The sequence below is a fragment of the Sorangium sp. KYC3313 genome (assembly GCF_052075895.1).
Taxonomy (GTDB): Bacteria; Myxococcota_A; Polyangia; order Polyangiales; family Polyangiaceae; genus Sorangium; species Sorangium cellulosum_B.
The window spans coordinates 9,461,242-9,487,706 of sequence record NZ_CP197255.1 but is presented as its reverse complement, the minus strand read 5'-3'; the positions used below and the strand labels follow the sequence as shown (position 1 = coordinate 9,487,706).

At 73.2% G+C, this 26,465-nt stretch carries 19 protein-coding genes; 10 read left to right on the top strand and 9 right to left on the bottom strand.

The window, feature by feature from the left end; translation table 11 throughout:
• Nucleotides 1-5: 5 nt before the first annotated feature.
• Nucleotides 6-1,280, bottom strand: a complete 1,275-nt coding sequence (locus ACSRUE_RS35875) for a (2Fe-2S)-binding protein (protein ID WP_441287511.1) — start codon at nt 1,278-1,280, stop codon at nt 6-8.
• A 179-nt stretch (nt 1,281-1,459) separates the two neighbouring features.
• On the opposite strand from ACSRUE_RS35875, the gene ACSRUE_RS35870 reads away from it, so the two are divergent.
• The 6 genes from ACSRUE_RS35870 to ACSRUE_RS35845 all read left to right on the top strand — a co-directional run bounded on the left by ACSRUE_RS35870 (nt 1,460) and on the right by ACSRUE_RS35845 (nt 10,080).
• Nucleotides 1,460-2,077, top strand: coding sequence for a hypothetical protein (locus ACSRUE_RS35870; protein WP_441287510.1), 618 nt, complete (start codon nt 1,460-1,462; stop codon nt 2,075-2,077).
• Nucleotides 2,061-2,723 carry a nicotinate (nicotinamide) nucleotide adenylyltransferase gene (gene nadD, locus ACSRUE_RS35865; protein ID WP_441287509.1) on the top strand — a complete coding sequence of 221 codons (663 nt, stop codon included), beginning with the start codon at nt 2,061-2,063 and terminating at the stop codon, nt 2,721-2,723. The genes ACSRUE_RS35870 and nadD overlap by 17 nt, the downstream gene beginning before the upstream one ends.
• Nucleotides 2,720-3,598 carry a DUF2520 domain-containing protein gene (locus ACSRUE_RS35860; protein ID WP_441287508.1) on the top strand — a complete coding sequence of 293 codons (879 nt, stop codon included), beginning with the start codon at nt 2,720-2,722 and terminating at the stop codon, nt 3,596-3,598. Before nadD ends, ACSRUE_RS35860 begins: the two co-directional genes overlap by 4 nt.
• A gap of 270 nt (nt 3,599-3,868) precedes the next feature.
• Nucleotides 3,869-7,387, top strand: coding sequence for a sigma 54-interacting transcriptional regulator (locus tag ACSRUE_RS35855; protein WP_441287507.1), 3,519 nt, complete (start codon nt 3,869-3,871; stop codon nt 7,385-7,387).
• A 4-nt stretch (nt 7,388-7,391) separates the two neighbouring features.
• Nucleotides 7,392-7,766 (top strand): hypothetical protein, encoded by a 375-nt coding sequence (locus ACSRUE_RS35850; RefSeq protein WP_441287506.1) that lies wholly within the window; start codon nt 7,392-7,394, stop codon nt 7,764-7,766.
• A gap of 97 nt (nt 7,767-7,863) precedes the next feature.
• A complete protein-coding gene (locus ACSRUE_RS35845; protein ID WP_441287505.1) occupies nt 7,864-10,080 on the top strand; it encodes an ATP-binding protein in 2,217 nt (738 codons plus the stop codon).
• A 73-nt stretch (nt 10,081-10,153) separates the two neighbouring features.
• Here the strand turns inward: ACSRUE_RS35845 and ACSRUE_RS35840 are convergent, their stop codons facing one another.
• Complete coding sequence (locus ACSRUE_RS35840) at nt 10,154-11,236, bottom strand: L-erythro-3,5-diaminohexanoate dehydrogenase (RefSeq protein WP_441287504.1); 1,083 nt, start codon at nt 11,234-11,236, stop codon at nt 10,154-10,156.
• Between the two features lie 361 nt (nt 11,237-11,597).
• Here ACSRUE_RS35840 and ACSRUE_RS35835 point away from each other — a divergent pair, with 361 nt between their 5' ends.
• Nucleotides 11,598-12,527, top strand: a complete 930-nt coding sequence (locus tag ACSRUE_RS35835) for a DUF4388 domain-containing protein (RefSeq protein WP_437768687.1) — start codon at nt 11,598-11,600, stop codon at nt 12,525-12,527.
• A 170-nt stretch (nt 12,528-12,697) separates the two neighbouring features.
• Here ACSRUE_RS35835 and hisD read toward each other — a convergent pair whose 3' ends face one another.
• Complete coding sequence (hisD, locus tag ACSRUE_RS35830; protein ID WP_441287503.1) at nt 12,698-14,080, bottom strand: histidinol dehydrogenase; 1,383 nt, start codon at nt 14,078-14,080, stop codon at nt 12,698-12,700.
• A 202-nt stretch (nt 14,081-14,282) separates the two neighbouring features.
• Between hisD and ACSRUE_RS35825 the strand changes: the two genes are divergently transcribed.
• Entirely contained in the window at nt 14,283-15,275 is a 993-nt protein-coding gene (locus tag ACSRUE_RS35825; protein ID WP_441287502.1) for a hypothetical protein, read from the top strand.
• Between the two features lie 162 nt (nt 15,276-15,437).
• Here ACSRUE_RS35825 and ACSRUE_RS35820 read toward each other — a convergent pair whose 3' ends face one another.
• Nucleotides 15,438-17,360, bottom strand: coding sequence for a protein kinase domain-containing protein (locus ACSRUE_RS35820; RefSeq protein ID WP_441287501.1), 1,923 nt, complete (start codon nt 17,358-17,360; stop codon nt 15,438-15,440).
• A 57-nt stretch (nt 17,361-17,417) separates the two neighbouring features.
• Entirely contained in the window at nt 17,418-17,906 is a 489-nt protein-coding gene (locus ACSRUE_RS35815; protein ID WP_272103312.1) for an SMI1/KNR4 family protein, read from the bottom strand.
• A 243-nt stretch (nt 17,907-18,149) separates the two neighbouring features.
• On the opposite strand from ACSRUE_RS35815, the gene ACSRUE_RS35810 reads away from it, so the two are divergent.
• Nucleotides 18,150-18,965, top strand: a complete 816-nt coding sequence (locus ACSRUE_RS35810; protein WP_441287500.1) for a uracil phosphoribosyltransferase — start codon at nt 18,150-18,152, stop codon at nt 18,963-18,965.
• A gap of 48 nt (nt 18,966-19,013) precedes the next feature.
• Here ACSRUE_RS35810 and ACSRUE_RS35805 read toward each other — a convergent pair whose 3' ends face one another.
• Both ACSRUE_RS35805 and ACSRUE_RS35800 read right to left on the bottom strand, forming a co-directional pair.
• Nucleotides 19,014-20,093 carry a hypothetical protein gene (locus tag ACSRUE_RS35805; RefSeq protein ID WP_437768683.1) on the bottom strand — a complete coding sequence of 360 codons (1,080 nt, stop codon included), beginning with the start codon at nt 20,091-20,093 and terminating at the stop codon, nt 19,014-19,016.
• Between the two features lie 10 nt (nt 20,094-20,103).
• Complete coding sequence (locus tag ACSRUE_RS35800) at nt 20,104-22,941, bottom strand: serine/threonine-protein kinase (RefSeq protein ID WP_437768682.1); 2,838 nt, start codon at nt 22,939-22,941, stop codon at nt 20,104-20,106.
• A gap of 141 nt (nt 22,942-23,082) precedes the next feature.
• Between ACSRUE_RS35800 and ACSRUE_RS35795 the strand changes: the two genes are divergently transcribed.
• On the top strand, nt 23,083-24,627 hold the full coding sequence (locus ACSRUE_RS35795; protein WP_441287499.1) for a hypothetical protein: 1,545 nt from the start codon (nt 23,083-23,085) through the stop codon (nt 24,625-24,627).
• 84 nt (nt 24,628-24,711) lie between these two features.
• On the opposite strand, the gene ACSRUE_RS35790 is transcribed toward ACSRUE_RS35795, so the two are convergent.
• Nucleotides 24,712-25,899, bottom strand: a complete 1,188-nt coding sequence (locus tag ACSRUE_RS35790) for a CaiB/BaiF CoA transferase family protein (protein ID WP_441287498.1) — start codon at nt 25,897-25,899, stop codon at nt 24,712-24,714.
• Nucleotides 25,900-26,098: 199 nt separating this feature from the next.
• Nucleotides 26,099-26,443 carry an SCP2 sterol-binding domain-containing protein gene (locus ACSRUE_RS35785; protein WP_437768679.1) on the bottom strand — a complete coding sequence of 115 codons (345 nt, stop codon included), beginning with the start codon at nt 26,441-26,443 and terminating at the stop codon, nt 26,099-26,101.
• Nucleotides 26,444-26,465: the final 22 nt, after the last annotated feature.

Genomic DNA, 26,465 nt, shown 5'->3' with positions numbered 1-26,465 from the left:
CAGGCTCACGCGGGCGCGCCGCGCGCGGCGAGCACGTCGTCGGCGAGGGTCGTCGCCGCCCGCCCGACGCCGGCGAGATCGAGCGAGGCGCCGGTGCACTCGCCGATCGCCCACAGGCCGTCGCCGGCCTTGCCGCGCGCGTCGACCTGCACCGCGTACCCCGCGCGCGGGTCGATCTCGACGCGCGCGCCCGCCTGCGCGGCGACCTCGAACGCGGGCGCGGCCGGCGCGTCCACCGCGACGGCCACGACCCGGACGTCGCTCGTCGGGCTGTCGGGGGCGAACGGCGCGTCGCGCGCCGTCACGCTCTTCACCTTCGAGATCCCGTTCACCGCGGCGAGCGCGGCGAGCGGGATCCGGACCGCGATGCGGTCGCCGAGGGCGCTCGCGAGCTCGTCGGCCCAGGGGCCCTCGCCCGCGAGCGCGACGGGGCCGGTCGGCTCGACGCCGCACGCGAGGAGCCGGCAGAACGCGCGCGCCGAGAAGACCCCGGGCAGATCGTTGTTCGGGAACGCCGCGACGCCGTCGTGCCCGCCGGTGGCGAAGACCTTGGCGGGCGCCCTGATCACGGTCGCGCCCGCGTCGCCGGCGACCAGGAGCTCGCCGAGGTAAACGCCGGCGGCCACGTGACGGCGGAGCACGCGGACGCCGTCGAGCGGGTATCGCGCGAGGAGCTCCGCCGCGCGGCGCGGCGCGCCGGCCAGCGACCCGCCGGGGGCGAGCCCGTCGTCGACCAGGGCCACGCGGAGGCCGCGCGCCGAGAGCTCCGACGCGGCCGCCACGCCCGCGGGCCCGGCGCCGATCACGGCCGCGTCCACGTCGAGCCATGCGGCGCGCTCGGGGGGGAGCGCCGCGCTCGGCAGCCGCCCGAGCCCCGCCAGCTTGCGCGCGATCGACTGCATGACCCCGGACAGGCCGGGGACGCCGGCCATCAGGTGGTGGTGGTCGATCCCCTGGGGGAAGAACCAGTCGGTCACCTGGAGCAGGTCGGCCCGCCGCGAGCCCACGACGTTCTGCACCTCGATGCGCTCTCCGCCGGCCGCAGGTCGCAGGCAGGTCATCACGTTGGGCACGCCGTCGACCCGCGCGAGGCAGCCGTCACAGCCTCCGCGCAGGCAGGCCGGCGCCCTGGGGCGGTGCAGCTTCGGGCTCCGCGCGAGCGTCACGCGCCCGGAGGCGATCAGCGCCACGGCCAGGGGCTCGCCCCGCTCCGCCGGGACGTCCGCCCCGTCGAGGGTGATGGTGACCGGATGCTGGAGCGCGCGAGCTCGCCGAAACATGGGCGGACGCTAGCAGACGCGCGCCGCGCCGGCAGAGGAGGGCGCGGGAGGCGCGGGAATCATGGGAGGCAATCGGAGGCAGCGGAGGCAGCGGAGGCAGCGGAGGCGCAGGAAGCGCGCAGAGCGGGCGGAGTGGAGAAGGTGTCCTCACCTTCGCGCGGTGATCTATGCTGTGTCCGATGCGCCTCGGCGTCCTCGGCCCTGCTCAGGGTGATCTGCCCGCGCTCGCTCGCGGCGCGCAGCACCTGCTCGACGAAGGCCACGCCGAGCGGGTCATCTACGTCGCCGAGGACGACGCGCTCGACCGGGTCGTCGTGGGCTGGGCGCAGCGCCTGGTCGGCGCGGACCCCACCGAGGGCGCGCTGTTCGATCGGGCCGCCCGGTGCACCGCCGCGACCCCGGACCAGATCGACGCCTTCGTGGCGTCCGAGCGCGCTCGGCTGCGCCTCCGGGTGCTGATGAGCCTGCCGTCGGGCCGGCGCACCATCGAGATCCTGGACGGGCGCGTCGCGCTCTTCGTGTTCGACAAGGCCGCGCTCGACGAGGAGGACATCGTGGCGGCGTCGCTCCTCGTCTTCGGCAAGAGCCCGGAGCCGCTCATCAAGAAGGTCGGCTCGCGGACGTTCTTCTCTCCGGGGCCGATCGGCTCCGACGGCGGCGCGGCGCTCCTCGACGACGGCCAGGGCGGCGTGCGGATCGAGGTGATGAACGCGAGCGGCGCGGTGACGGCGCGGGAGATCGTGGGCCCGTCCGCCGCCGGCCCCAGGCTGAGGGTTCAAGGTGGCTCGCACGGTTGACGCGCCCGCCCGCGCCCCGGCCGCGCGCGCGCCCGAGGCGCGCCGCGTCGCCATCTTCGGGGGCAGCTTCAATCCGCCCCACGTCGCGCATGTCCTCGCGGCCACCTACGCGATCTCCATCGCGCCGATCGACGAGGTGCTCGTCGTCCCTGTCTACCGCCACCCCTTCTCGAAGGAGCTCGTGCCGTTCGAGCATCGTCTGGCGATGTGCCACCTGGCGCTCGGGTGGCTCCCGGGCGTGTCGGTGTCGCCCGTCGAGCGCGATCTCGGCGGCGAGAGCCTCACGCTGCGCACGCTGGAGCACCTCGCCGCGGCGCACCCGGGCTGGGCGATGCGCCTGCTCGTGGGCGCCGACGTGCTCCCCGATCTGCCGAGGTGGCACCGCTTCGACCGCATCGAGCAGCTCGCCCCGCCGATCGTCCTCGGCCGCTCCGGCGTCGTCGCGCCCGCCGCGGGGCACCTCGATGCGGGGCCGGCCGATGCACGTCCTCACCTGCGCCCCGCGGACGTGGAGCTCCCTCGGATCTCGAGCAGCGACATCCGCCGGGCGCTCGCGGAAGGCGATCTCGAGGCCGTCCACCAGCGCGTGCCGCGCGCCGTGCTCGACTACGTGCTCGCGCACCGCCTTTACGGGAGAGACCCATGAGCGAGATGGACAGCACGCGCCCGTCGCCGGTGCACCCGGAGGACGACGCGCTCCTGGAGGTGTTCGTGTATGGCGGCGGAAAGGTGGGCCGCGGGCTCGCGCGCGCCATCCGCGACGCGGGGCTTCAGGTGACCCTCCGGCCGGCGCGGGACGGCCTGCCGCCGGAGCGCATCGAGGCGAACTTCGTGATCCTCGCCGTGCGCGACCGGGACATCGCGCCGTGCGCCGAGGCGCTGCGCGATCGCGGGCTCGTCGGCCACAGGGACGTCGCGGTGGTGCACTGCGCCGGCGCGCTCGGCCCGGAGGCGCTCGCGGCGGTGCGAGGCGGCCGCGTCTCGGTCGCGCAGATGCACCCGATGATCTCGTTCGCCTCGCCCTCCTTCGCGCCCTTCCTCGAGCGTGGCCAGCTCCACGTCGACGGCGATCCGGCCGCCGTGCGCGCCGCTCGCTCGCTCGGGGTGTGCCTCGGCATGACGCCGCGCACGTTCTCCGGTCTCGACCGCGTCGCCTACCACGCGGCGGCGGGCCTGGTCGCCAACGGCGCTGCCGCGCTCGCCGCCGCCGGCGTCGACTTGCTCGAGCGCGCGGGCATCGACCGGAGGACGGCGGCCGAGATGCTCGGCCCGCTGCTCCGCACGGTCGCGGACAACGTCGAGGTCCTCGGCGTGCCCGACGCGCTGACGGGGCCCGTGCGCCGCGGCGACGCGGCCGGCGTCGCGCGGCACCTCGAAACGCTCCGTCGGCTCGCGCCGCACCTCGTACCGCTCTACGTCGCCGCCGCGGCGACGCAGCTCCCGCTGGCCCGCGTCCTGGGCGAAGCACCTGCGGATGCGTTCGACGCCATCCAGCGGGTCCTGGACGGAACGCAGCAATAAGACTGTAATTTTCTTATCGTGAGGTAGGCGCCTCATTATCTCCAACGGCGGGATCCATTGATGCGAGGTCCGGCGGAGAGGTACGCTTTTGTTGTCTTGGGATCCGTTGCCGCAGCCTGCGTTCCTTCTGTCATCACGGGCGACTCCGGGGGGTTCCGGGCGCTCGATGAGCGCGTCCGTGATGCCGCGTCGCGTGGGGTGCTCCACGTCCATGGACAGCGGCCGGTCCTGGACGCCGTTTGTTCCCACCTCGCGCGCCGCGCTCGAGGGGTGGGACGCTCGCTGATCTCGGCCGCGCACGCCGCGGATCGGGATCCCTGGCGCGATCTCGCGCTTCGCTGCGCTGTCACCTCTGCCGATCCGGCCGCGGCCGCGCAGGGCATCAGCGCCGCCGCGCAAGGCGCGATCCTGCTGGTCGCCGAGGGAGCGGCCACCAGCTGGGGGAGCCTGGTGCTGGAGGAGGTCACGCGCCTCATCGCGGAGGGGTCGTGCTCCGCGCTGGTCATCGTGTGCAGCGACGGCGCGATGCGGCCCTGGACGAGCGCGCTCACGATCGACGGCATCGCGTCGCCGGACGATCTGCACCGCGTCTGGGAGGCGTTCGCGGCGGACGCGGAGCGCCGGGTCGTCGCCAAGATCGAGCGGCTCGACGCGCTGGAGGGCTGGTGCTCCGCCGTGCTGGCCGCGCCGCCCGAGCAGCGCCCCGCGCGGCAGCCGCCGAGCCGCGAGGCCGCGCGCCTGCTCGATCGGCTCGCGCTGAGCCAGCGGCCCTGGCCGTCCGCGCAGCTCCGCCAGCTCGCGGCGCGGCGCGCGGAGCCCGGGCCGGGGGACGCGGCGTGCCAGGGAGTCGCCCAGGAGCTCGCCGCCCTCGGTCTGATCGAGGTCGACGATCGAGGGTGGGTCGCCGCGCGGCGCGCGATCGTCGACCCGGCCGACGTCGACCGCGAGGACGTGTTCGCGATCGCGGAGGCGCTCGAGGAGCAGCCGTCCGACCCGTGGAGCCTCTCGCGCGCGAGCGAGCTCCTCGCCTCGCTGGGCCACGACGACCGCGCCGAGGCCGCGGCGATGCTCGCGATCTCCTCGGTCGGCGAGCCGTCGGCGCGCGCCGATTTCTGGCAGCGCTGGGCCAGGACGATGCGGGCGCTCTCCGGCGGGGGCGCCGCGTCGGGCGAGCGGCTGCTCCGCGCGGCGGAGCTCGCGCTGCGGCTCGGCGACATCGAGTTCGCCATCGACTTCTCCTCCGCGGCCCAGCGCGAGCGGGAGACGTTCGCCGCGCTGCTCGTGCGCGGCCGCGCGACGAGCGCGCGCGGCGACCTCACGACCGCCGCGATGGTGCTCTCGCGGGCGCTCTCGCTCGCCGCCACGCCCGAGGAGCGGGCGCGCGGCGCCGTGGAGATGGCGGAGCTCTGCTGCAAGACGGGCGACCTCGCGGCGGCCAAGGCGCGCGCCGAGGAAGGGCTCGCCGGCGCGGGGGAGATCGCGACGCGCCTCCATGCGCGCAACATCCTCGGCAAGCTGCTCCTCGCGCAGCAGGCCTGGGCCGAGGCGGAGCTGCACTTCGCGGCCGACGCGTGGGAGGCGGCGTGCGCGGGCGAGCACGTGAGCGAGCTGCGCGCCCGGCTGAACCGCGCCATCGCGCTGCTCTCCAGCGGCCGCCTCGACGAGGCGCGCACGATGCTGGCCGGCGTGCTCGAGGAGGGCGAACGGCGCGGCGAGCGCGCGGCGACCGGCTATGCGCTCACGAACCTCGCGGTCATCGCCCACCTGAAGCACGAGTACCCGGAGGCCTTGCGCCTCTTCGAGCGCGCGATCGAGATCTTCCGGAGGATCGGCGACAAGGTCGCGCTCGTGAACCTCATCACGAACCTCGCCGAGATCCGGCTGCAGCTCGGGCTGATCGAGGAGGCCGAGCAGGCGCTCGCGTTCGCGCGGAAGGCCTGCGGCCACGTCATCCCCGGCGTTCGGATCACGCACGTCGCCTACGTCGCGGCGCAGATCCACCTCGAGTGCCGCCGCACGGTGGACGCCTGGTCCGAGCTCACGGCCGCCTTCGCCTGCGGCGCCGGCTCGAAGCTCGGCGAGTGCTACGCGATCGCCGCGCGCATCGCGCTGCACGACGGCGACCTCCTGCAGGCCGGTCAGATGATCCAGCGGGCGCGCGCCGAGGCGACCTCCGACCGGCACCGCGCCGAGATCGCCCTCCTCGAGGCGATGTGCTCGCGCGCCGCCGGCGCGCCGTTCGGGCAGATCGCCGCGGAGGCGCTCGCGCTGTCGCGCCAGGCCCACAGCCACGAGTGCGCCCTGGAGGCGCACGTGCTGCTTCACCACGCGTCGTCCGCCGGGGACCGCGCGTCGCGCGCCCCCGAGGACGAGCCCACGGCGGCGCGCTCGCACCTGGAGGCGGCGATCGACCTCCGCGATCGCATCGCCGAGTCGCTCCCGCCCGAGATCTCGCGCAAGTTCCTCGCGCGCCGGAGCTTCGCCGAGCTCGCCCGGCTGGAGGCGTGCGCGCGCAGCGCCGCCGAGGCGGAGCCGAGGGGCTGCGAGCTCTGCGGCTCCAGCGCGTGCGCCGGGTGCGCGAGGGGGGCGGCTCGCGCCCCGCGGCCGGCGAGCGCGGGCCCCGCGATCAAGCGGATGGTCGGGACGACGCCGGCGCTGCTCAGCCTCATCCACCAGATCGAGAAGGTCGGCGCGAGCGACGCGACCGTGTTGATCCACGGCGAGAGCGGCACCGGGAAGGAGCTCGTCGCCGAGGCGATCCATGAGGTGAGCGCGCGGCGCGCGGGCCCGCTGATCAAGGTCAACTGTGCCGCCCTGGTCGAGACGCTGCTGCTCTCGGAGCTGTTCGGCCACGAGAAGGGGTCGTTCACCGGCGCGGCGTCGCGCCGTCGCGGGCGCTTCGAGCTCGCCGAGGGGGGGACGCTCTTCCTCGACGAGATCGGGGACATCTCGCCGCGCACGCAGGTCGCGCTGCTCCGCGTGCTGCAGGACAGGACCTTCGAGCGGGTCGGCGGTGTCACGCCGCTGCGCGCGAACGTACGGATCCTCTGCGCGACCCACCGCGACCTGCGTGCGATGGTTGCCCGGGGCGAGTTCCGGGAAGATCTCTATTACCGGCTCCGGCAGGTCGTCCTGGAGGTCCCCGCGCTGCGCCACCGGCCGCGGGATCTGCCCGCGATCGCGGCCGCGATCCTGGAGAGGATCGGCGGCGAGCGTGGCGTGGCGCCGAAGCGCCTGTCCAGCCGTGCCGTCGAGGCGCTGTCGCGGCACTCCTGGCCGGGGAACGTGCGCGAGCTCGAGAACGCCCTGCGCGCCGCGGCGATCTTCGCGGACAGCGAGGTGATCGATCTCGAGGATTTCACGACGAACGTCGAAGGGCTGCGGGAGCTCGACGCCGCGGAGCTGGTGAGCGCTCCGATGACGCCCAGGGCTGGCATGCACCCTGCTTTAGAAACGTCGTCGAGAGAAACGTCGAGAGAATCGTCGAGAGAGTCGTCCAGAGAGCCGTCCAGCGGGCCACGCGCGTCGGTGCCCGATCAGGCGACGCTTGTGGCACATCCCCCGTCGATGCCTGTGGATCGCACGCCGCTGGAGCTCGCGTACGCTCATGTCCGCGGAGGGGTCAGCCTCAGCGACATGAAGCGCGAGATCGAGCGCGAGTGCGTTGCTAGGGCGCTCGACGAAAGTCGTGGGAACATCACACGCGCCGCCGTGCTCCTGGGCATGAAGCGGCCGCGGCTTTCCCAGCTTGTCAAACAGTATGGCTTTGGCGGGACTTCGGAGGATTGAAGTGATGCGAGGTTGCTGGAGGAGTTGGCTGTCGGGGGGCTTCGCGGCGCCTCTGCTGCTGGCGGGCTGCGCGATCGCGTCCCCAGAGCACGAGGAGCAGAGCGCCGAAGCGTGGAGCGATCTCGACCCGATGATCTCCGAAGAAGCGTCCGGATCGAGCGATGGCATCGACGGCGATGTCGTCGTACCCGTCACCGACTTCGTCGCGCCTGCGTCGCTCCCGCCGCGCGACGTCGCGCCGCCGTCCAGCGGTGACGGCGCGCCCACGACGATCGAGGTGCGATCGCAGGAGCGCTGCAACCCGGACCCGCTCCCGTGGAGCCCCAGCGGCGCGGACAGACGCGACACCGCTCCCTCCGAGAGCGACGGGACGCGCTGAGCCGCGCGCCCGGGCGGCCTGAGCGCGTCCGCGCCCCGGCGCCGCTCCCCGGCGCGTTTTGCGGTCGCCGCGCGGCTCGCCGCGGTAGCCTTCGCGCGTGGCGCCGCTCGGGATCGATCTCCGCACACGGACGACCCTGGTCTGCGGGGCCCTCGCCCTCGCCATCGCGGCGTCGACGCTGCTGCGAGGTCGCGTCCGCCGCGTCCACCTCTTCTTCGCTGCGTTCGCCGCCGACGTCGGGCTCTGGTACCTCTCGCAGTCGCTCTTCGGCTTCTTCCAGGCCTCGATCTGGGAGCGCTTCACGGCGATCCTCGCCGTGCTGCTCCCGCAGTTCGCGCTGCAGCTCTTCGAGGCGATGATCCCCCATGACCCGGATCGGCGCTCGCGGCTGCTCCGGTTCGCGGGGGTGCTCGTCATCCCGCTGTTCGTCCTCGTGCTGGTGAGCCGGGAGCCGGGCTCGTGGCTCGACTGGCTCACGCGCGGCTGCATTTTCCTCTACGTCTTCGCGCTGCTCACCGCGGGGCTGTACACGCTCGGCCAGCGCGGCAAGCAGAGCTCCTCGCGCGCGACGCAGCGCCGCGTGCGGTTCCTCGTGGTGATCGGCGCGCTCGCCGGGCTCGCCAGCGTCGCCGACTTCGCCTGGTTCCTCGGCGCGGAGCCGCCGCCCGTGGGCGCGGCGCTCTCGGTCGTGTTCCTGTTCGTCCTCGCCCAGGCCCTCCGTCACGAGCGCCTGCTCGACGCCTACGAGATGCTCGCGCGCCTGCTCGTCGCCACGGCGGTCGCGTTCCTGATCGCGCTGATCTTCTATCTCCTGCTCACGTTCATCGGCGGCTTCAACACGATGTACCTGAACGCGGTGCTCGCCGCGATCGTCATCCTGGTGCTGTTCGACCCGCTGCGGGAGCGCGTCGAGGAGCAGCTCCAGCGCGTCTTCTTGCGGGAGCGGTTCGACTTCGACCGCTCGCTCGCGGAGGCCCGGCGGCGCCTCGTGCACACGCTCGAGGTGGACGAGATGGGCTCGATCGTGATGAGCGCCCTCGAGCAGTCGCGCCGGGTCACGGCGGCGGCGCTCTACCTGCGCGATCAGGACGGGACGGGCTTCGACCGGCTCGCCTCGCTCGGGCCGCGGGTCCCCGAGCGGATCGAGGTGGCGACCGCGAGGGCGCTGCTCGATCGCCTCGACCGAGGGCCGCTCGCGATGGAGGAGCTGGAGCGGGAGGCGCGCGAGCGGCGGGCGCGCCGCAGCCAGAGCGACGCGGACGACGACGGCAACTTCGCGCGGCGAACGGAGGTGCGGCCCCAGGTCCCCGAGGACGCGGTGCTCGCGGCGGCCGAGGTGCTCGGCAGCCTCTGCTCGGGCGTGGTGCTGTGCGCGCGCGACGAGCAGGGCGAGCCGATCGGGCTCCTGGTCGTGGCGGACACGCGCGTGCGCGACGCGTTCTCTCCCGAGGAGCTGACCCTGCTCGAGACGCTCGCCGCGCAGATCGGCGTCGTCCTGGAGAACTCGCGGCTCTACGCGCAGATGAAGGAGCGCGACCGGCTCGCGCTCCTCGGCCAGATGGCGGCCGGGCTCGCGCACGAGATCAGGAACCCGCTCGGCGCGATCAAGGGGGCGGCGCAGCTGCTCGCCGATCCCGTGCCGGAAGCGCAGATCGACGCGGCGTCGCGCGAGTTCCTCGGGATCATCCTCGAGGAGGTCGATCGGCTCGATCGCGTCGTGAGCTCGGTGCTCGATCTCGCGCGGCCGGCGCAGGGCTCGGTCGTGCCGACCGACGTGAACGCGATCGTGCGCCGCACCCTGCAGGTGCTCTCGATCGAGCGCAGGAACGACCAGCTCGAGGTCGAGATCACGCTCGATCCCGATCTCCCCCGCGTCGCCATCGATCCGGAGCAGCTGCGGCAGGTGCTGATGAACCTGTTCCGCAACGCCGTTCAGGCCATGAAGAGCCGGGGCAAGGTGGTGATCTCGACGCGCGTCCGCTTCGGCCGCGGCACGCGGCCCGGCTCGGGCTCGGACGAGCCGTTCGTCGAGCTCAACGTCACCGACAACGGCCCCGGGATCTCCCAGAAGGTGCTCGCGAACATCTTCCTGCCGTTCTTCACGACGAAGGACAAGGGGACCGGGCTCGGCCTGTCCATCAGCCAGCGCATCGCGCAGAGCGCCGGGGGCCGCATCGAGGTCCGGTCGTACGAGGGGAAGGGGAGCACCTTCGCCGTGATCCTCCCTGCCGCCGTCGACAAGCTGGGCGCGCCGCAGCCGTCGCCCGCGGCGCTCGCGCCCGTCGAGCCGGCCCCTCAGGAGCGGCCCGGCTGAGGCCGGTGTGCCCGGGAAGCGCCCGCGGCGTCCGGGCGCGTGCGCGCTGCGCGCGTCGCGTCGAGCGGGGCGCTCAGCCGTAGCGCGAGGTCATGAGCCGCTCGAGCGCGGGATGCTCGCGCACGAGCGCGAGCGTGTGCTCGGCGTGCCCGTGGGCGTAGCCGTTGCCGATGTAGAGGTCCACGTCCTTGCCGATCCCCTCGGCCCCCAGGGCGGCGGCGGTGAAGCTCGTGCTCATCGCGAAGAAGTACGTCTTGCCGCGATCGCGCGTGGCGACGATCGCGCTGAGCTCCACGCCCGGGACGTTCACGCAGGAGAGCGTGAGGTCGGCGCCCGCGTCGCCGGTGAACGGCAGCACGGCGTCGCGCACGGCGAGGGGGTCGCGCGCGTCGAGGACCGCGACGTGGTCGCAGATCGCGAGCGAGCGCAGATCGGCGGCGAGCGCCGGCGACGCCTCGATCCCGATGACGCGCCCGGCGCGGCCGACGCAGCGCCGCGCCTCGGCCGCGCACAGGAGGCCCGATTTCCCGCCCGCGCCGAGCACCACCACGCTGTCGCGCGGGCCGGCGAGGCGCGCCACCTGAGGCGCCGCGCCGGCGACGTCGAGGAGCGCGAGGGCGAGCCGCTCGGGCATGTCGGTCGGCATCCGGGCGAGCGGCGCCGACCCGAAGAGGATGGCGGTGCCCTCGACGTCGATCTGCGCGGACGCGGGCCGCACGGCGATGATCCGGCGGAGCGAGAGCGGCGTGAGCGAGAGCGACGCGAGCGTCGCGACGCGATCGCCGACGGCGACGCCGCGGTGCTCGGCGAGCGAGCCGACCCGGCGCACGACGCCGAGCAGCATGCCGCCCGAGCCGGTGACCGGGTTGTGCTGCTTGCCCCGGCGCGCCACCGTCTCGAGGACGAGCTGCGCCACGCCGTCCGGGCTGCCGCCGGAGGCCTCCTCCATCTGGCGGAAGCTCGCGGCGTCGATGTTCAGCGTCTGCACATCGACGACGATCTCGGTCTCGAACTGGCGCGAGGCGTCGGCGTCCAGCCGCTCCGCGGGCTGCGGCATGGCCCCCGGTGGATCGAGCACGCGGTGCGTGCCCAGCGGATCGCCTGCGGAGAGGGTGGGTCGCGTCGCTTCGGAGCTCACGCCGAGGCCGTTCAACATGCCGGGCACGAAAGCAAGGGCAATGAGCCGAGCGACCGCAGGATTCCTCGCTGAGGCGGCCCGGCGCACCGCCCGGGGCCCGGGGGCCTCGGAAACCGACGGTGCCGACCGTTTCGACGGAGCCAATCGCCCTCTTTCCCTCAAATTGGATACACTTGCGTGCACCGAGTACGTTGGCCCCTACCCCCGCGGCGCGCCTCTGTGGCGGCCGAGGGAGGGGGCCGGCGCGATGCGTCAGGATCGGACGAGCCGACTCATTTGAAAGAACGGACCGGATCTCTTGACCACCTTTGCTCGGTGAAACTAAGCTTTGCCCCCTGCTGGCGCTCTCGTAAGCGCACGAAGGTTTTTACTCCCTGCGATGGATAACCACGCTCCCAAGGTGTCGGCAACGCGGCAACTAGCGTTGCGCTTCATCTCCGGGAAGTACCAAGGCGGCGAATTCCCCCTCGGGGAGCAGCAGGAGATCGTCGTAGGTCGCTCCAGCGACCTCGACATGGTCCTCGTCGAGGACATGGTCTCCCGGCGCCATGCCCGGATTGCCTGCACCGAACAGTCGATTGTGATCGAGGATCTCGGCTCGACGAACGGAACGTTCGTCAACGGCGAGAAGATCAAGAAGACGACCCTGAAGGAGGGCGATCGGGTGCTCATCGGCACCAGCATCCTCAAGGTCGTCTCCACCGACCCAGGCGCGCCGCCGGCGCGGAAACGGATGGACGAGCCATCGCTGAGGAGCGGTCAGACCCGGTCGATGTCCGGGTCGATCGACGAGATCCCGCTCCCGGATCTGCTGCAGCTCTTCGGCACATCGAAGAAGAGCGGCGTCCTCGTGGTCCGCTCCGACGACGATGTCGGCAAGATCTACCTGCGCAAGGGCATCGTGACCTTTGCGACCATCAACGATCTGACCGACGTCCCGCCGCTGAAGAGCGTCTACCGGATCCTCACCTGGGTCGGCGGGACGTTCGACCTCGAGGCGGCCGAGGAGCGGGTCATGACCGGCGAGATCAGCGCGACGGTGCAGGAGCTCCTCATGGAGGGGCTCCGGCAGATCGACGAGCTGAACAACATCCGCCACCAGCTCCCGGACCTGTCGGCGCGCCTGGTCATCCCCCAGCCGCTCAAGCCGCAGCTCCGCGATCTCTCGCCCGTCGATCTCGACGTCCTCCAGGTCGTCTACAACCACGGGCACCTCGCGATGGTCCTCAACAAGAGCCCCGCGACGGATCTGGAGACCGCGCAGTCCGTGTTGAAGATGATCAACGCGGGCTACCTCCGTGCCGAGTGAGCCTGGCGGGAGCGCACGGCGTCGCTCGGCCGCGCAAGGCGGCCGAGCGCGGCGGCGCGCGCAGCGCTCGGCTGAACCGAGATCGATAGGTCAGGAGAGCGCGATCGACAGGGCGTCCTCGCGCGCGCCGCGCTCCCGAGGGCGCGGCGCGCGGGGCGGCTTGCGCGGTGTCAGGACTGCGACGCGCCGCGCTTCGCGGGGTCGGTCGCCTTGCTCGCGAGGCGGAGCGACACGGCGCGGGCGTGCGCCTGCAGGCCCTCGGCCAGGGCCAGCTTCTCGATGATCGGGCCTTGCGCCCGGAGCGCCGCGCTCGAGTACCGGATGAGGCTCGCGCGCGTCACGAAGTCGTAGACCCCGAGCGGCGCGCCGAAGCGGGCCGAGCCGCCGGTCGGGAGGACGTGGGACGGCCCCGCGAGGTAGTCGCCCGCGGCGACCGGGGTGAGGTCGCCGAGCAGCGCGGCGCCGAGCGTGCCGATCTCCGAGAACAACCCCTCGGCGTCGGCGACGTGGAAGGCCACGTGCTCGACCGCGAGCTGATCGGCGATCTCGGCGAGGCGAGCGCGCGAGCCGACGACCAGCGCCGCCGCGTGCGTCGAGAGCGACGCCTGCACGATCGCGCGTCGCGTGAGCTCGGGGAGCGCCGCGTCGAGCTCGCGCGCGACCGCCTCCGCCAGCTTCGCGGAGGTCGTCGCGAGCAGGGCGTAGGACGCCTCGTCGTGCTCGGCCTGCGAGAGCAGATCGGCGGCGACGAGCCGGGGATCCGCGGATTCGTCGGCGAGCGCGAGGATCTCGCTCGGCCCGGTGATGCCGTCGATCGACACATCGCCGAAGACCAGCTTCTTCGCGCAGGCGACGTAGGCGTTGCCGGGCCCCACGATCTTGTCGACCGGCGCGAGCTCCGGGAGCCCGTAGGCCATCGCCGCGATCGCCTGCGCGCCGCCCGAGTCGAGCAGGGTCGTCACGCCGGAGAGGTGCGCCGCGGCGAGCGTGGCGTCGTCGGCCGACGGGCTCGCGAGGACGATCTCCTGCACGCCGGCGATGCGCGCGGGGATGGCCGACATGAGCACGCTGGAGGGGTAGCGGGCCTTGCCGCCCGGCGCGTAGACGCCGACCCGGCGCAGCGGGCGCACGCGCATACCCAGCAGGACGCCCTCCTCCTCGTAGCTGAAGCCGGCCTGCAGCGCGGGCCCGTTCGCCGCCACGTTCGCGGGGCCGAGATCGCCCGCGTCGCGCTGCCGCTCATGGTAACGCGCGATCCGCGCTGCCGCGGTCTCGAGCGCGGCGCGGACCTCCGGCGAGAGCCGCGCGAGCGCCTCGGCCCCGCCGAAGCCGCCCTCCGCCTCGGGGCCTGCGTGGCGGACGAGCGCCTTCGACGTCCTCCGCTCGAACTTCTCGATGTAGCCGAGCACGGCGGACGTCCCCCCGCGCCGCACGTTGTCGATGATCTCGGTCACGGCCGGCGTGACGTTCGCGAGGTCGCCCGTGCCGCGGATGCGCAGGGCTGACAGGGTGGACTCGAACTGAGGCGAACCTTCGATGTAGATGGGCAGCATGGCTTGAGTTGGACCGGCGCGGTGGAATCTCCGCGTGGACGGCGACACCCCGTACCACACCACCCCGGCCGCCGGTACGTCGGCCGCGCGGCTGCGACGCTGCGACCGCGGCGCGCGCGGCGGCCGCGGCGCCGCATCGCGGCGGCTGCCGCGCGTCGCTCCCCGAGTTCCCCGGCCTGAGCGGATCGAGTAGGGTCGCCCGATGCGGTCCGGCTCGTTTGGTCTCGCCTCCACCGCGCTCTCGGTCGTGCTCCTCGCGCTGGCGCCAGCCGTGCTCGTCGGTTGCCCGGAGAACTCCTGCTTCCTCAAGATCTGCCAGGGCAGCAGCTGCCGCTGCTCGATCTCGTCGTGCAGCGACGGCGCCGGCTTCGACACGAAGCAGAACCGCTGCCGATGCCTGAAGGGCTACCTCTCGGTCGCGGGCCAGTGCCTCACGCCCCAGGCGGCGAACGCCTACTGCGGCGTGGGTCGCCACTACGAGGCCGGCGGGTGCGCTCCCGATCGCTGCCGGCCCGGCGACGAGATCGACCAGAGCACGGGCTACTGCGTGTCGCGCGAGCAGGTGGCGACCAACATCGGCGTCGCGGTCGGCGCCGGGCAGAAGCTCGGATGCCCACCTGGCCAGGAGCTCATCGTCGACGGTCCGACCGCCGCGTGCGTACCGCTCTCGCAGACCTGCGCGCGCGACGAGGTCTGGACCGGCCAGGCGTGCGCGAAGGTAGGGCGCTGCCCGACGGGCGCGATGTGGGATCCCGCGCTCGCCCAGTGCGTCCAGTACGCGCAGGGTTCGGGTGAGAGCGGGCTCACGGTCAACGTCGGGCAGTGGGCGTCGGCGAACTACGGGCCCGACGGCGGCATGGGCACGAGCGGCTTCTGCGGCGCTTTCGCGAAGAAGCCGTACAGCTTCGGGATCGTCGAGGGGGCCTCGGCCTACGTCCGCGCCACGGTGATGATGTCCTTCCCGGAGGGCGAGATCGCCCGCGGCGTCGTGCAGGCGGTGACGGTGTTCGACGCGAGCGGCAACCCGGTGCCGCCGCGCGGCGCCGCGGAGGTCGATGCGGCGGCGCGCAACATCTTCGGCACGCTCGTCCTGGGCGGCGGGCGGGCGAGCGCGCCGACCGCGTCGACGACCGTCCGCTGCGCGGTCATCCACGCCGGCAAGCCGCAGCCGGTCCCCGCCGTTGGCGGACTTTGAGCGGGGCTCACCCGCTGCGGATACGGGCCCATCTCGGCGTTTTCGGTGCTCAGCGCACCGGAGTGCGCTTCCGCGCCGAAAACGCCGATCTGAGCCCGTCTCCTGTGCGGGTGAGCCCCGCTCGGCGACGCGCGTTGCCGGGCGGGATTCAGCGCCAGCGCCTCACATCCTCGACAGCGTGCTCACGACGCGCGTGGCGGGGAGGGCGCTGAGGCCGACGCAGCTGACGACCTTGCCGCGCTCCACCACGAAGTTGCTCGTGGTGGGCTCGATCTTCGCGAACTCGACGCTCAGGCGGGCCCCGTCGAAGCTCGCGCGCAGGGGGTGGCCCTCCACCGCGCTGCGGACGTCCTGGCAGGTGCCCCTGGAGCGGGCAGGATCGAACTTGCGCGACTCGGGGGCGATGAAGCGGAGCCGGTCCTCGACGGCGAACACCCCGGTCTCGCCGGCGATCTCGCGCAGCGAGAAGCGCGCCTCGCCCTCGGCATAGTCCTGCGGCGCGAACTGCTCCGGGCGGCGGACCCGGAACTCGAGCGACTCGCCGGCAAGGACGGCCTCGAGCTCGCGCCCATTGCCGACCCACAGCCCGGTCAGGCTGGCGAGCGGCGACGGCTGCTCCGCGCTCGCCGCCGGGGTGGTGCTGCTCGCGCTGGCCGCCGGGCGCTGCTCCCTCGACGAGACGGCCCGCCGGCGACCCTCGCGCGGCCTGTCGAGCACGCCCAGCCCGAGCAGCGCGGCGGCCCCGCCGAACATCACGAGGGCCCCGGCGCCGATCGCGAGCCACGAGCCGCGCGGGCGCTGCGACCCCGCAGGCCCGCTCGCCAGCGGCGCGCCCGACGGCGACCGCAGCCCCTTGCGGACCTCGTCGACTGTCGTGGCCGCGGGCGGCGGCGGGCGGCTCGACGCGACGAGCGGCGCGGCGGGCGCGGGGTGGGCGATCGCGTCGAGCGCGGCGAGCAGCTCCTCGCAGCTGGCAAAGCGATCCGCCCGTTCCTTGGCGCACGCCTTCTGGAGGAAGGCGTCGAGCGCCGGAGGGACATCGTGACGCACGGCGCTGACCAGGGGGAGCGGCACCTCCGCGTGCTGCCGCATGATCTCGATGTCGCTCTCGGCGTCGAACGGCACTTGCCCCACCAGCATCTCGTAGAGCACGACGCCCAGCGCGTAGATGTCCACCCGCTTGTCGAGGTCGCGGCGCCCGAGGACCTGCTCCGGCGACATGTAATAGAGCGAGCCGATGATCCCCTTGGTCAGCCCGCGCCCCGCGAGCGCGTCCGCCTCGGCCTTGGCGATGCCGAAGTCGGTGACCTTCGCGACGCCGTCCTTGCCGCGGATGAGCACGTTCGCCGGCTTGAGATCGCGGTGGATCACCCCCTCGCGGTGCGCGGCCGCGATGCCGGAGGCGATCTGCCGGAAGATCGAGAGCGCCTCGGGCAGGGGCATCCGTCGGCGCTCCTCGGCGTACCTGGCGAGCGTCTGCTCGAGGCTCTCGCCGTCGATGTACTGCATGACGAGCCAGAGGTCGTCCCGCTCCGCCACCACCGCCTTCAGATGGACGACGTTCGGGTGATCGATCTGCGCGAGCGCGCGGCCCTCGGCGAGCGTCCGCGCGCGCACGTCCGGCCGGTGACCGAGCTCCTGGCGCACCGCCTTCAGCACCACGTGCAGGCCGGTGTGGACGTCCCGAGCGAGGTAGACGACGCCCATGCCGCCCTCGCCGAGCACCCGCTCGACCACGTACTTCTGATCGACGAGCGTCCCCGCCGGCAGGTGGCCGCCCGGCGCGCGCCGCGGCAGCGAGCCCGCCAGCGGCGCGGGGACGACGTGAGGCGCGTGGACGTTCGCTGCGGGCCCGCTCGCGCCGCCGGCCGCGAGGGCCGAGAGGCTGGCCCTGTGCGCCGGATCCTCGGGCACCAGCGCGCCCAGCAGCGGCTGCCCAGGGACGGTCGTCCGCGGGCCGGGCGCAGGAGGCGCCGAGGTCACCGCGCCGACGCCCGCCTCCTTCGCGGTCAGCGACGCGCCGCACGCCACACAGAACCGGGCGGAGCCGGGGTTCTCGGCGTTGCATACGAGGCACCTGGCCATGGCGCGGTCAGCTCGACCCGCGGCGCGCCCGGTGAGCAGCGCGCCGTGGAGGCTACGTCAGGTCCAGTGCCCCGCGCGGAGCGCCGCGGAGTCGATGGTCTTGATCTTCGGCGCGAGCGCCTCGCGGAAGATGGCCTCGTCGTCGTCGTCGAGGCCGCTCTCTCCGAAGCCGGACGCGACCTCCATCGAGGTAGCGAGGATACGCAGGAACTGCTGGAAGCTCGACGCGCAGAGCTCCGGCTTGAGCGACTCGGTCCCCGTCATGCAGGTGAACACGGGGCAGTCCCCCTCGGCGTCGAGCTTCGAGATGTCGAGGAAATAGGGATCTCCCAGCAGGGCGCTGCGAGCGATGAGGATCCAGCTCTTGCGCCAGCCCGGGAGGGAGCTGTCGCCGCCGTTCGCCTGCTGCTCGGCCGCGAGCTTCTCGGAGGGGATGAGGCGTACACGCTCGACCGGGGTCACCGTCTCGACGTCGAGCGGGTCGGCCTCCTGCAGGAAAGCGCGGTACCTCGCGGGCACCCGCAGCGTCTTGCGCAGCTCTTCCACCGCCGCCGGAGCCGCCTTTCCGAACCTCGCAGGGATGCCTCTTCGGACAAAGGCATCCTTGAGCGCCGTAACCGACTCGGCAAGGTCGCTATCCACCGAACATCCCTTCCTTTGCAAGTCCACCGGGACAGCCCGCTGGGCGGGCGCCCTCATCGCTTCGAAACCACTCCGCTCCCGGGGAGAGCACCGGCGCGCACCCGGAGGAATACCCCGCGCCGGGCCAGGTAGTGTAACAGAAAAACGATGGTCGACGTTGCGTACGCTGAGAGTCGATTCCGGCCCCCCGAAATCGCCCACCGGTACGGCCCGTGCGTGCACCTGCTCGATGACCCGCTCGCATGGACTCTGCTGGCTCGAGCCTGCTCCCCGGAGACGGTCCAGCCCGACGTCGGGCGTCTCGTCGGGGTTCTCTACCAGAACCTGGCGCGCGCCGTCCTCGCCGCCGAGCTGGGGCGCGCGCGCGTCGACATCCCGACCCGGATGATCTCCTCCCACCCGGAGGCCGTGTATCGCGGCGCCGCGCTGTCGCGCGCGACCAAGGTCGTCACCGTGGGCATCGCGCGCGCCGGGACGATGCCCTCCCAGGTCGTCTACGAGCTCTTGAACGAGGTCCTCGACCCCGCGCTGGTCCGGCAGGATCACCTGTTCATGAGCCGGCAGACGAACGAGCATGGCGAGGTCGTCGGCGCGACCTGGCACGACGCCAAGATCGGCCGCGACGTCGAGGGGCGCCACGTGCTCTTCCCCGACCCGATGGGCGCCACCGGCACGTCCATGGTCAGCGCCATGACGTACTACAAGACCGGGCTCGAGGGGCGGCCGGCCAAGTGCATCGCCATGCACCTCATCGTCACGCCCGAGTACATCCGCCGCGTCACCGAGGCCCACCCGGACGCCATCATCTACGCGCTCCGGCTCGATCGCGGCCTCTCGCCGGCGCGCGTCCTCAAGACCGAGCCGGGCACGCACTGGGACGAGGAGCGCGGCCTGAACAGCATCCAGTACATCGTCCCGGGCGCCGGCGGCGTCGGCGAGATCCTCAACAACGCCTGGCTGTGAGCGCGAGGGCGGCGCCGGGGCCGGCGCGGCCACCTGGCACGCCCGCTGTCAGCGGCCGCGCTTCGAGCGGCGGTTGTGGCCGGCGGCGAGCGCGCGGTAGTCGATCTCCGCGTGCGGCCGGCTCACGGCGGGGCGCAGATCGCTGCAGAGCCGCGTGAGCTCCGCGACCATCGCGCCGAGATCGCTCGCGCCCGCGGCCCTGCGCTGCGCGAGCTCGCCGTAGGCGGCCGCGAGGGACGCGATGCCCTTGCCGGAGACGTGCCCGCGGCGCGACAGATCGACGTAGCTCCGCGCGAGCGCGACGCTGTCGAAGTTGTGGGCGACGACCAGCGACTGCGCGACGCGGAGCACGGCGTGCGCCGCGATCCGGCCGTCCTCGTGGAGGACGAACGCCGCCTGAAGGTAGTTGTAGAAGGGGACGACCCGGTCGCCGAAGATCCGGAAATCCGAGGGCGAGGACTGGCGGTCGAGGTGGATCAGGATGCGCTCGACGACGGGGCCCTTCTCGACGTAGCTCGCGAACCGGATCGCATCGACGATGGTGTCGTCGTACGCGTGCCCGAGCCGCATCACCTCGCCGAGCTCCAGCGGGGTGACCCGGCCCTCGCAGACGTCGGCGTACAGCGAGTAGACGAACGCGTCGGCCTCCGCGTCGTCCCCGAGCAGCACCTCGCGGATCAGCGCGCCGCTCTGGTCGCGCTGATCCGCGAGCTCGCAGCGCCGCTGGAGCAGCGCGGGCAGCTTGTAGCCGAGCTGCCCGCGCAGCGCGCGGAAGCGCAGGCGGAGGATGTTCTGCAGGTTGGGCTTCAGCGTGAGCGACGCCCAGCGCGCGCCGTCGAGCCGCAGCTTCTGCTCGATGCGGGAGCGGAGCTGCTCCGGGCTGCCCGAGAGGATGTGGGTCTCGACGCCCGCGCGGCCGAGCTCGCGCAGGAGCGACCCCGCGCCCGGCACGGTGCGCTTCTGATCCGGCCGCTCGATCGCGGTCCGCACGAGGTCGCGCAGCGTGTCGAAGTCGGTCCGGAGGTAGGTCTTGTCGAGGTCCCACCGCGCGATGAACGGCGCGCGCGGCGGCGATGCCGCTGCGTTCGCCGGAGATCCGGGCCCTCGCGATCGTTCCTCGTCGTTCACCGTCTCTCGCTCAGCGCGACATCCACTCGCGCCGCATCTTGTCGAGCGACTGCACCACGTCGCTGTCGGCGCCCTGCCGGGCGAGGTCCATCGCCTCGCGGAGGTACATCGACGCCTCGCCCGTGCGCTCGCGCTGGTGCGCCACGTGCGCGAGCGCGCCCAGGACGAGCGCGCGATCAGGCCCGCCTGGGCCGGCGAGGTCGAGCGCCTCGCGCAGCACGCCGTCGGCGTCGGTCAGATCACCGGCGCGCGCGAGCGCCTCGCCGAGCTTCCGGCTGAAGATCAGGACGGCGCGCACCGGATCGTCGAGCTCGCCCCGGAAGATCTCCCGCCGCGCCAGATCGAGGCCGCGGCGCAGCGCGAGCACGCTGCCGGCGCTGTCCCCGCGCGCGGCGGAGCGGTCCGCCGCCTGCTCGAGGAGCATCAGCGCGACGAACGCGTTCTGCGCGTGGTAGGCGTGGATCGCCTGCACCTCGAGCGGCAGCGCGAGCGGGTCGCCCGCGCTGTCGAACGTCGCCTTGGCGTGCAGATCGCGCCGGACGCCGGCCGGGATCGTCGCGAGCGTCACGTCGCGGAGCAGCGGGTGCGCCGTGCGGATGCCGCTCGAGTGCTCCTCGATCATGCCCGCCGCCGCGAGCTTGCCGAGCAGGTCGTCGAAGGCGCGGATGTCCGGCAGCAAGCGCTGCAGCGTGGCCCGGTCCGCCGCGTCGCCGATGACGGCGAGCGCCTGCAGCGTGCGGCGCGCGTCCTGCGGCAGGCGCTCGATGCGCGCGGCGACGAGGTCGGCCATCCGCGCGTGCGGATCGCTGCCCCCCTCGAGCGTGTAGCGGACCAGCTGGTCGATGTAGAGCGGCGGCACCGTCGCGGCCTCGCCGCCGAGGACGGCGGGGGTCGCCGCGCTCGGCGGCAGGGCCAGCGGGGTTTGATCGGCGGCGCCGTCCAACGGGTCGCGCCGCGGCGACAGCCGCAGGCCGCCCATGCTCGGCGGCGTCTTGCGGGCGGCGCGGTGGTCCAGGCCCACGCTGCTGCGGAGGAGCGAGAGCGCGATGTCCTTCGGGAGGCCGCCGAGCGCGCGCACGGCGCCGCCCCACTCGGGCTCGAAGCCCGGCGTGTGGCTGGCGACGATGAGCAGCGCCGCGAGCGGCGGCTCCGCGATCACGTCGGCGAACGCGTTCCGGCTCGCGCCGTCGACGGCGTGCAGGTCGTCGATCGCGAGCAGGACCCGGTGCGGGAAGGCGGTCTGCTGCGCGCGAGAGAGCGCCCAGCGCAGGGCCTCCGCGGCGATGAAGCGGCGATCGTCGGGCGACAAGCCCCCCGCCGTCGGCTTGTTCCAGGCGTGCCTGCGCACGTCGCTCCCGCGGTCGCCCTTGCCGAAGATCTCGAGCAGCCCGCGCCGCGCCTCCGGCGTCGCGCCGCTCCAGTTCGACGCGTTGCCGCCGTCGGGCGGGAGCTCGGCGAGCCCGGCGATCGCCCAGCGGAGCGCGTAGTAGCCGACCTCCGCGCCCCACGGGTCCGGGCCGGTCTGGATGACGATGTCGCCCCGGCTCGCGGCGACGTCGAGGAACTCGCGGAGGAGCCGGGTCTTGCCGACGCCGTGCTCGCCGACGATGCGCGCGGCGACGACCGAGCCCTCGACGTCGGCGAGGCAGGTGTCGAGCCACGCGAGGTCGTCCTCGCGCGCCGCGAACGGGAGCGGGAGAGGAGGGGCCGAGGGGGCGCGATCGCGCCGGGCGGCCTGGGGCGCCGCGCGCGGCGCAGGGGCGGGCGAGTGCGCCTGCGCGATCCTGGCGCCGCACTCGCCGCAGAACTTCTGGCCGCGCGGCACGATGGCCCGGCACGAGCCGCAGATGACCGTCGCGTCGGAGAACGAGAAGCGTCCCGAGGGGGTGTCGAACGTCCCGAGCGCCGCGCGCAGCGCCGCCGCGAACTCGTCCGCGGACTGGTAGCGCCGCGCGGCGTCCTTCTCGAGCGCGCGCAGCGTGACCTCGACGAGCGACTCGGGGATCTCGCGCTCCGGCGCGAGCAGGGCGGGATCGGGCGGCGGCAAGGAGAGGTGCATCAGCACCACCTGCGTGGGCGATTCCGCCTCGAACGGGAGCCGGCCGGTGAGCAGCTGGAACAGGATGACGCCGCACGCGTAGAGGTCGCTCCGCGCGTCGATCGGATCGCCGCGCCCCTGCTCCGGGGCCATGTAGTCCGGGGTCCCGCAGACGATGCCCGGGCTCGTGATGTTCGTCGTCGCGACCTCCCCCTTCAGCTTCGCGAGGCCGAAGTCGACGACCTTCACGAAGTCGCCGCCCGAGCGCATCGGCTCGAGCACGATGTTCTCGGGCTTGAGATCGCGGTGGATGATGCCGAGGTGGTGCGCCTCGGCGAGCGCCGCGAGCACCTGGCAGAGGATGTCGACGATGCGGCGGAACGGGAGCGGGCCGTCCTCGTAGACGACGCGGGCGAGGTCGCGCCCGCGCAGGAACTCCATGACGAGGTAGAGCTGCCCGCCGTTCTTACCGAAGTCGATGACCCCGACCGAGTTCGGGTGGTTGAGGCGGCTCGCGGCGCGCGCCTCGGTGATGAACCGGACCGACGCGCTCTCGTCGCCGAGCAGGTGGGGATGGATGATCTTGACGGCCACGGTGCGCCCCAGGGCCTTCTGCTCGGCCCTGTACACGCGGCCCATGCCGCCCACCCCGACGAGCTCCAGGATCACGTAGTTGCCAGGGAGCGTCGTCCCGATCAGCGGATCGTCGGACGTCCGGTTGAACTCCGAGATCGGGAAGCCGCACACCGGGCAGAATTTGTGCGCCTGCTCGCACGGATTCGCGCATTGCGGGCAGACCACTGTGGACACGCGCGGGACCTTACCACGTTCAGGATAGCGATTGGAGTCGAGGTCTCCCTCGGCCCGAGGGGGCGCCGTCTGGAGGGGGCGGGGGGGCTCGTCCAGCCGTCTGTTAGGTCCTGGATCCTTCTTGGGGTAACCTCGGGCGCGATGGTTACGCCTCGCCTACGTCTCGGTCAGCTCCTGGTCGACGCGCGGATGATCACCCAGGACGCCCTCGAGAAGACCCTGGAGCAGCAGCGAACGGATGGCCGGCGGCTGGGGACGCTCCTTGTCGAGCAAGGGCTCATCAACGAAACCCAGCTGACGCAGATCCTGTCGCACCAGCTCGCCGTCCCCTGGGTGTCGCTCCTGCACATCGAGTTCTCGCGGCAGCTGCTCAACCTCGTCCCGCACGACGTGGCCGAGCGCTACTGCCTCGTCCCGATCTACGTTCGCCACGTCCGCAACCAGGGCGAGACGCTGTACGTCGCGATGGACGATCCGACGAACGAGGACGGCATGAAGGAGTGCATGGCGTTCTCCGGCTTGCCCGTGCGCGCGATGATCGCTCCGCCGAGCGATATCCGGAACGCGATCCGGGTCTATTACGGGGCGCGCGCCCGCTCGGCGCCGCCGCCCGCGCCCGCGAAGCAGGCCCAGGTGAGCGAGCCGCAGTCGCGGGCGCGCCCCGCCGACCCGCCGCCTTCGTCCGAGCTCTCCGGAGCGCCCGAGACCGCGCGCCACGCGGAGGACACGCCGCTGACGCCATCGACGCCGGAGCCCTTGCTGCTCACCAGGCCCGCCATGCGATCCGGGGCGCGGCTGGTCGAGGACGCGGGGCCGGCGATCGAGACCTCCGATGTCGACCCCTCCGACGTGGGCGTCATGGATGACGAGCTGGCGTGGGAGTCGCCTCGCGCCGCGGCCAAGGAAGTCCGCAGCTCCCCGGAGGAGCGGCAGATCCGCGGCCGCCCGGACGAGCGCTCGCGGCCGACGTTGAAGGTCGCGCCGACGCCCGAGCTGCTCGCGGCGGCGCAGGCAGCACGAGCCGCGCAGCCCGCGCAACCTGCGCAGCCAGCGCAGGCGCAGTCGACGCAGGCGGCGCAGGCGCAGGCAGCGCAGCCGGAGCGCCGGAAGACGATGCGCCCGAGCTCCGCGCCGGGGCCCGTCGCGGCGTCCGCCGGCGACGGGGCGCCGAGCACGGACGGGGCGCCAGCGTCGAGCACGCCAGCCGCGGCCCTCCTCGGCGCGGTGCTCGGACGCGCCAGCGCTGCGGCGCGCACCGTCCCGGAGAGCGTGCCCGACTACGGCGATGAGCCCCCCAGCGAGCGCGAGGTGCGCAACATCCCCGCGCCGCAAGGCCGCGGCCGTCGGCGGATGGTCTCGCTCACCCTGCTCGACGGGACGACGATCACGCTCCCCGCGCGCGGGTCCAAATCCCAGCAGCAGCCGCAGCAGCAGCGAAAAGAAGCCCCGTCCCCCCGCGCCGCCGCGCAGTCCGAACCGCCGCCTCCTCCCACGGCGGACGACTCGGGCCTCACCGCGCGCGATCTGGTCTCCGCGCTGCGCGCGGTGTCCCACGGCGCCGACGCGAGCGAGATCCTCGGCAACAACGTGCGCTGGGAGGCGATGTTCGCCGCGCTCCTGTCGCTGATGCTCAAGAAGCACCTCATCGCCGACTGGGAGTTCGTCGACGAGCTGAAGAAGATCTGACGCGAAGCAGGAGCTCGGTCGCCGCTGCCGGCGCGCCGCGCGCATCTTCAGCGTGGCGCGTGGCGCGCTCGCGAACGGCGGCCGTCAGCGCGCCTCCCGCGCCGCGCCAGCGCGGATCAGCGCGTCGATGTCCCCTTCCGAGAAGCCCGCGTCGCGGAGCACGGCGCGCGTGTGCTCGCCGGCGCGAGGCGCCGGTGCGAACGCGACGCCCGCCGGCGTGACCGGCGTCCTCAGCTGGGGGATCCGGCCGCGCGGCGAGGCGATCTCGAACAGGAGATCGCGCGAGGCGAGGTGGGGATCCGCCGCGGCGCTCCGCGGATCGAGGACCGGCTCGAGGCAGCAGTCGCGCTCGGCGGCGAAGGTCTCCCACTCCGCGCGCGTCCTCTCCCGGACGACGGCGGCCAGCTTGCGCTTGAGCTCGGCCTGGTGCGGCCCGGGGACGAGCGCGCTCGGGTCGGGATCGAGCCCGGCGCCCTCGCAGAACGAGGCCCAGAACTTCGGCTCCAGCGCGGCGAGGGCCATCGCGTGCCCGTCCTTCGAGAGGTAGGTGTTGTACGGCGCGAGCCCGCCGGTGAGCGGCGCGCCGCCCGCCGCGCGCGCCGCTTCCCTGGCCGCTTCTCCGCCGCTCGCGAGCGCGGCGGCGAGCGTGGGAAGGGCGAAGCCGAGCACGCCGTCGGTCATGGCGATGTCGAGCACCGCGCCCTGCCCGGTCCGCTCCCGCTCGCGCAACGCGGCGAGGATGGCGATCGCGCACCACATCCCGCCGCTCATGTCGGCGACCTGGAAGCCCGGTACCTGCGGCGGCCCCTCGGCGGGCCCCTGCGCGCCGAGGACCCCCGCGCGCGCGATGTAGTTCAGATCGTGCCCCGCGCGCGCCGCCAGGGTGCCCGTCTGACCGTAGCCGGTCAGCGCGCAGACGATGAGCCGCGGGTTGTCCGCGCGCAGCGCCGCGTGACCGAGCCCGAGCCGATCGAGCACCCCTGGGCGGAACTGGTCGAAGAGCACGTCGTAGCCGGCGACGAGCCGGCGGAAGGCGTCGCGACCCTCAGGCGTCTTCAGGTCGAGCAGGGCGCTGCGCTTGCCGCGGTTCAAGAGCTGGAACGCCGCGGATTCGCCGGCGATCTGCGGGGGGAGCTGGCGCAGGAAGTCCCCGCCGGCGACGTCCTCGATCTTGTCCACCGTCGCGCCGAGATCCGCGAGCACGAGGGTCGCGAAGGGGCCTGGCAAGAGCCTCGAAAGATCGAGGACACGCGTGTCGGTGAGCGGGCGCACGGCGGCTTTGCTGTCGTTGCGCGAGATCCGTCGAGAAATCGAGCGATCGAGGAATGATGGGCGAAGGGCGCGCCGCGCGCAGGAGCCACCGAGGTTGGCGGGGGCGGGCGCGCGGGCCGCGCTCCACCAGCGAACCGTTCGCCCGCGCGGCGCGCGCGGCCGCGCAGGCGGGCTCGCCGGAGCTCCGCCGGCGCCCGGATCAGCCCGCGTTGAGCTGGAACAGCTTCGGGAGCTTCATCGCGAGCATCTGGTTGCCCGTGACCTTCAGCTTGCCCGCGAAGAAGAGCTGCATCGAGTTGGCCTGCGGGTTCTCGTGCAGCTTCTGGAAATCCTCGCTGCTGAGCGAGATCGTGACATCCGCGTTGCCAGGGTTGCCCGAGGAGAGCTTGGGCCCGCTGTCGGACAGGTCGATCAGCCACTCGCCGCCGCCCTCGCCCGTCACGTTGATCTGGTACTTCCCGCCGATCTGCTTGGCCGCGTCGGTATGCTTCGCCAGCGCAGCGGGCAGCTCCTCGTTGAACAGTTTCTGGATATCGACGGCCATGGATCGCCTCCGGATGTCGTGT

Excerpts from the sequence above, each read along its gene's own strand:
- ACSRUE_RS35835 (WP_437768687.1), top strand. The coding sequence starts at position 11,598 with ATGGATAACCACGCTCCCAAGGTGTCGGCAACGCGGCAACTAGCGTTG.
- ACSRUE_RS35870 (WP_441287510.1), top strand. The coding sequence starts at position 1,460 with ATGCGCCTCGGCGTCCTCGGCCCTGCTCAGGGTGATCTGCCCGCGCTC.
- ACSRUE_RS35820 (WP_441287501.1), bottom strand. The coding sequence starts at position 17,360 with ATGGCCAGGTGCCTCGTATGCAACGCCGAGAACCCCGGCTCCGCCCGG.
- ACSRUE_RS35785 (WP_437768679.1), bottom strand. The coding sequence starts at position 26,443 with ATGGCCGTCGATATCCAGAAACTGTTCAACGAGGAGCTGCCCGCTGCG.
- hisD (WP_441287503.1), bottom strand. The coding sequence starts at position 14,080 with ATGCTGCCCATCTACATCGAAGGTTCGCCTCAGTTCGAGTCCACCCTG.
- ACSRUE_RS35875 (WP_441287511.1), bottom strand. The coding sequence starts at position 1,280 with ATGTTTCGGCGAGCTCGCGCGCTCCAGCATCCGGTCACCATCACCCTC.
- ACSRUE_RS35810 (WP_441287500.1), top strand. The coding sequence starts at position 18,150 with ATGGTCGACGTTGCGTACGCTGAGAGTCGATTCCGGCCCCCCGAAATC.
- ACSRUE_RS35860 (WP_441287508.1), top strand. The coding sequence starts at position 2,720 with ATGAGCGAGATGGACAGCACGCGCCCGTCGCCGGTGCACCCGGAGGAC.
- ACSRUE_RS35825 (WP_441287502.1), top strand. The coding sequence starts at position 14,283 with ATGCGGTCCGGCTCGTTTGGTCTCGCCTCCACCGCGCTCTCGGTCGTG.
- ACSRUE_RS35840 (WP_441287504.1), bottom strand. The coding sequence starts at position 11,236 with ATGTTGAACGGCCTCGGCGTGAGCTCCGAAGCGACGCGACCCACCCTC.
- ACSRUE_RS35850 (WP_441287506.1), top strand. The coding sequence starts at position 7,392 with ATGCGAGGTTGCTGGAGGAGTTGGCTGTCGGGGGGCTTCGCGGCGCCT.
- ACSRUE_RS35795 (WP_441287499.1), top strand. The coding sequence starts at position 23,083 with ATGGTTACGCCTCGCCTACGTCTCGGTCAGCTCCTGGTCGACGCGCGG.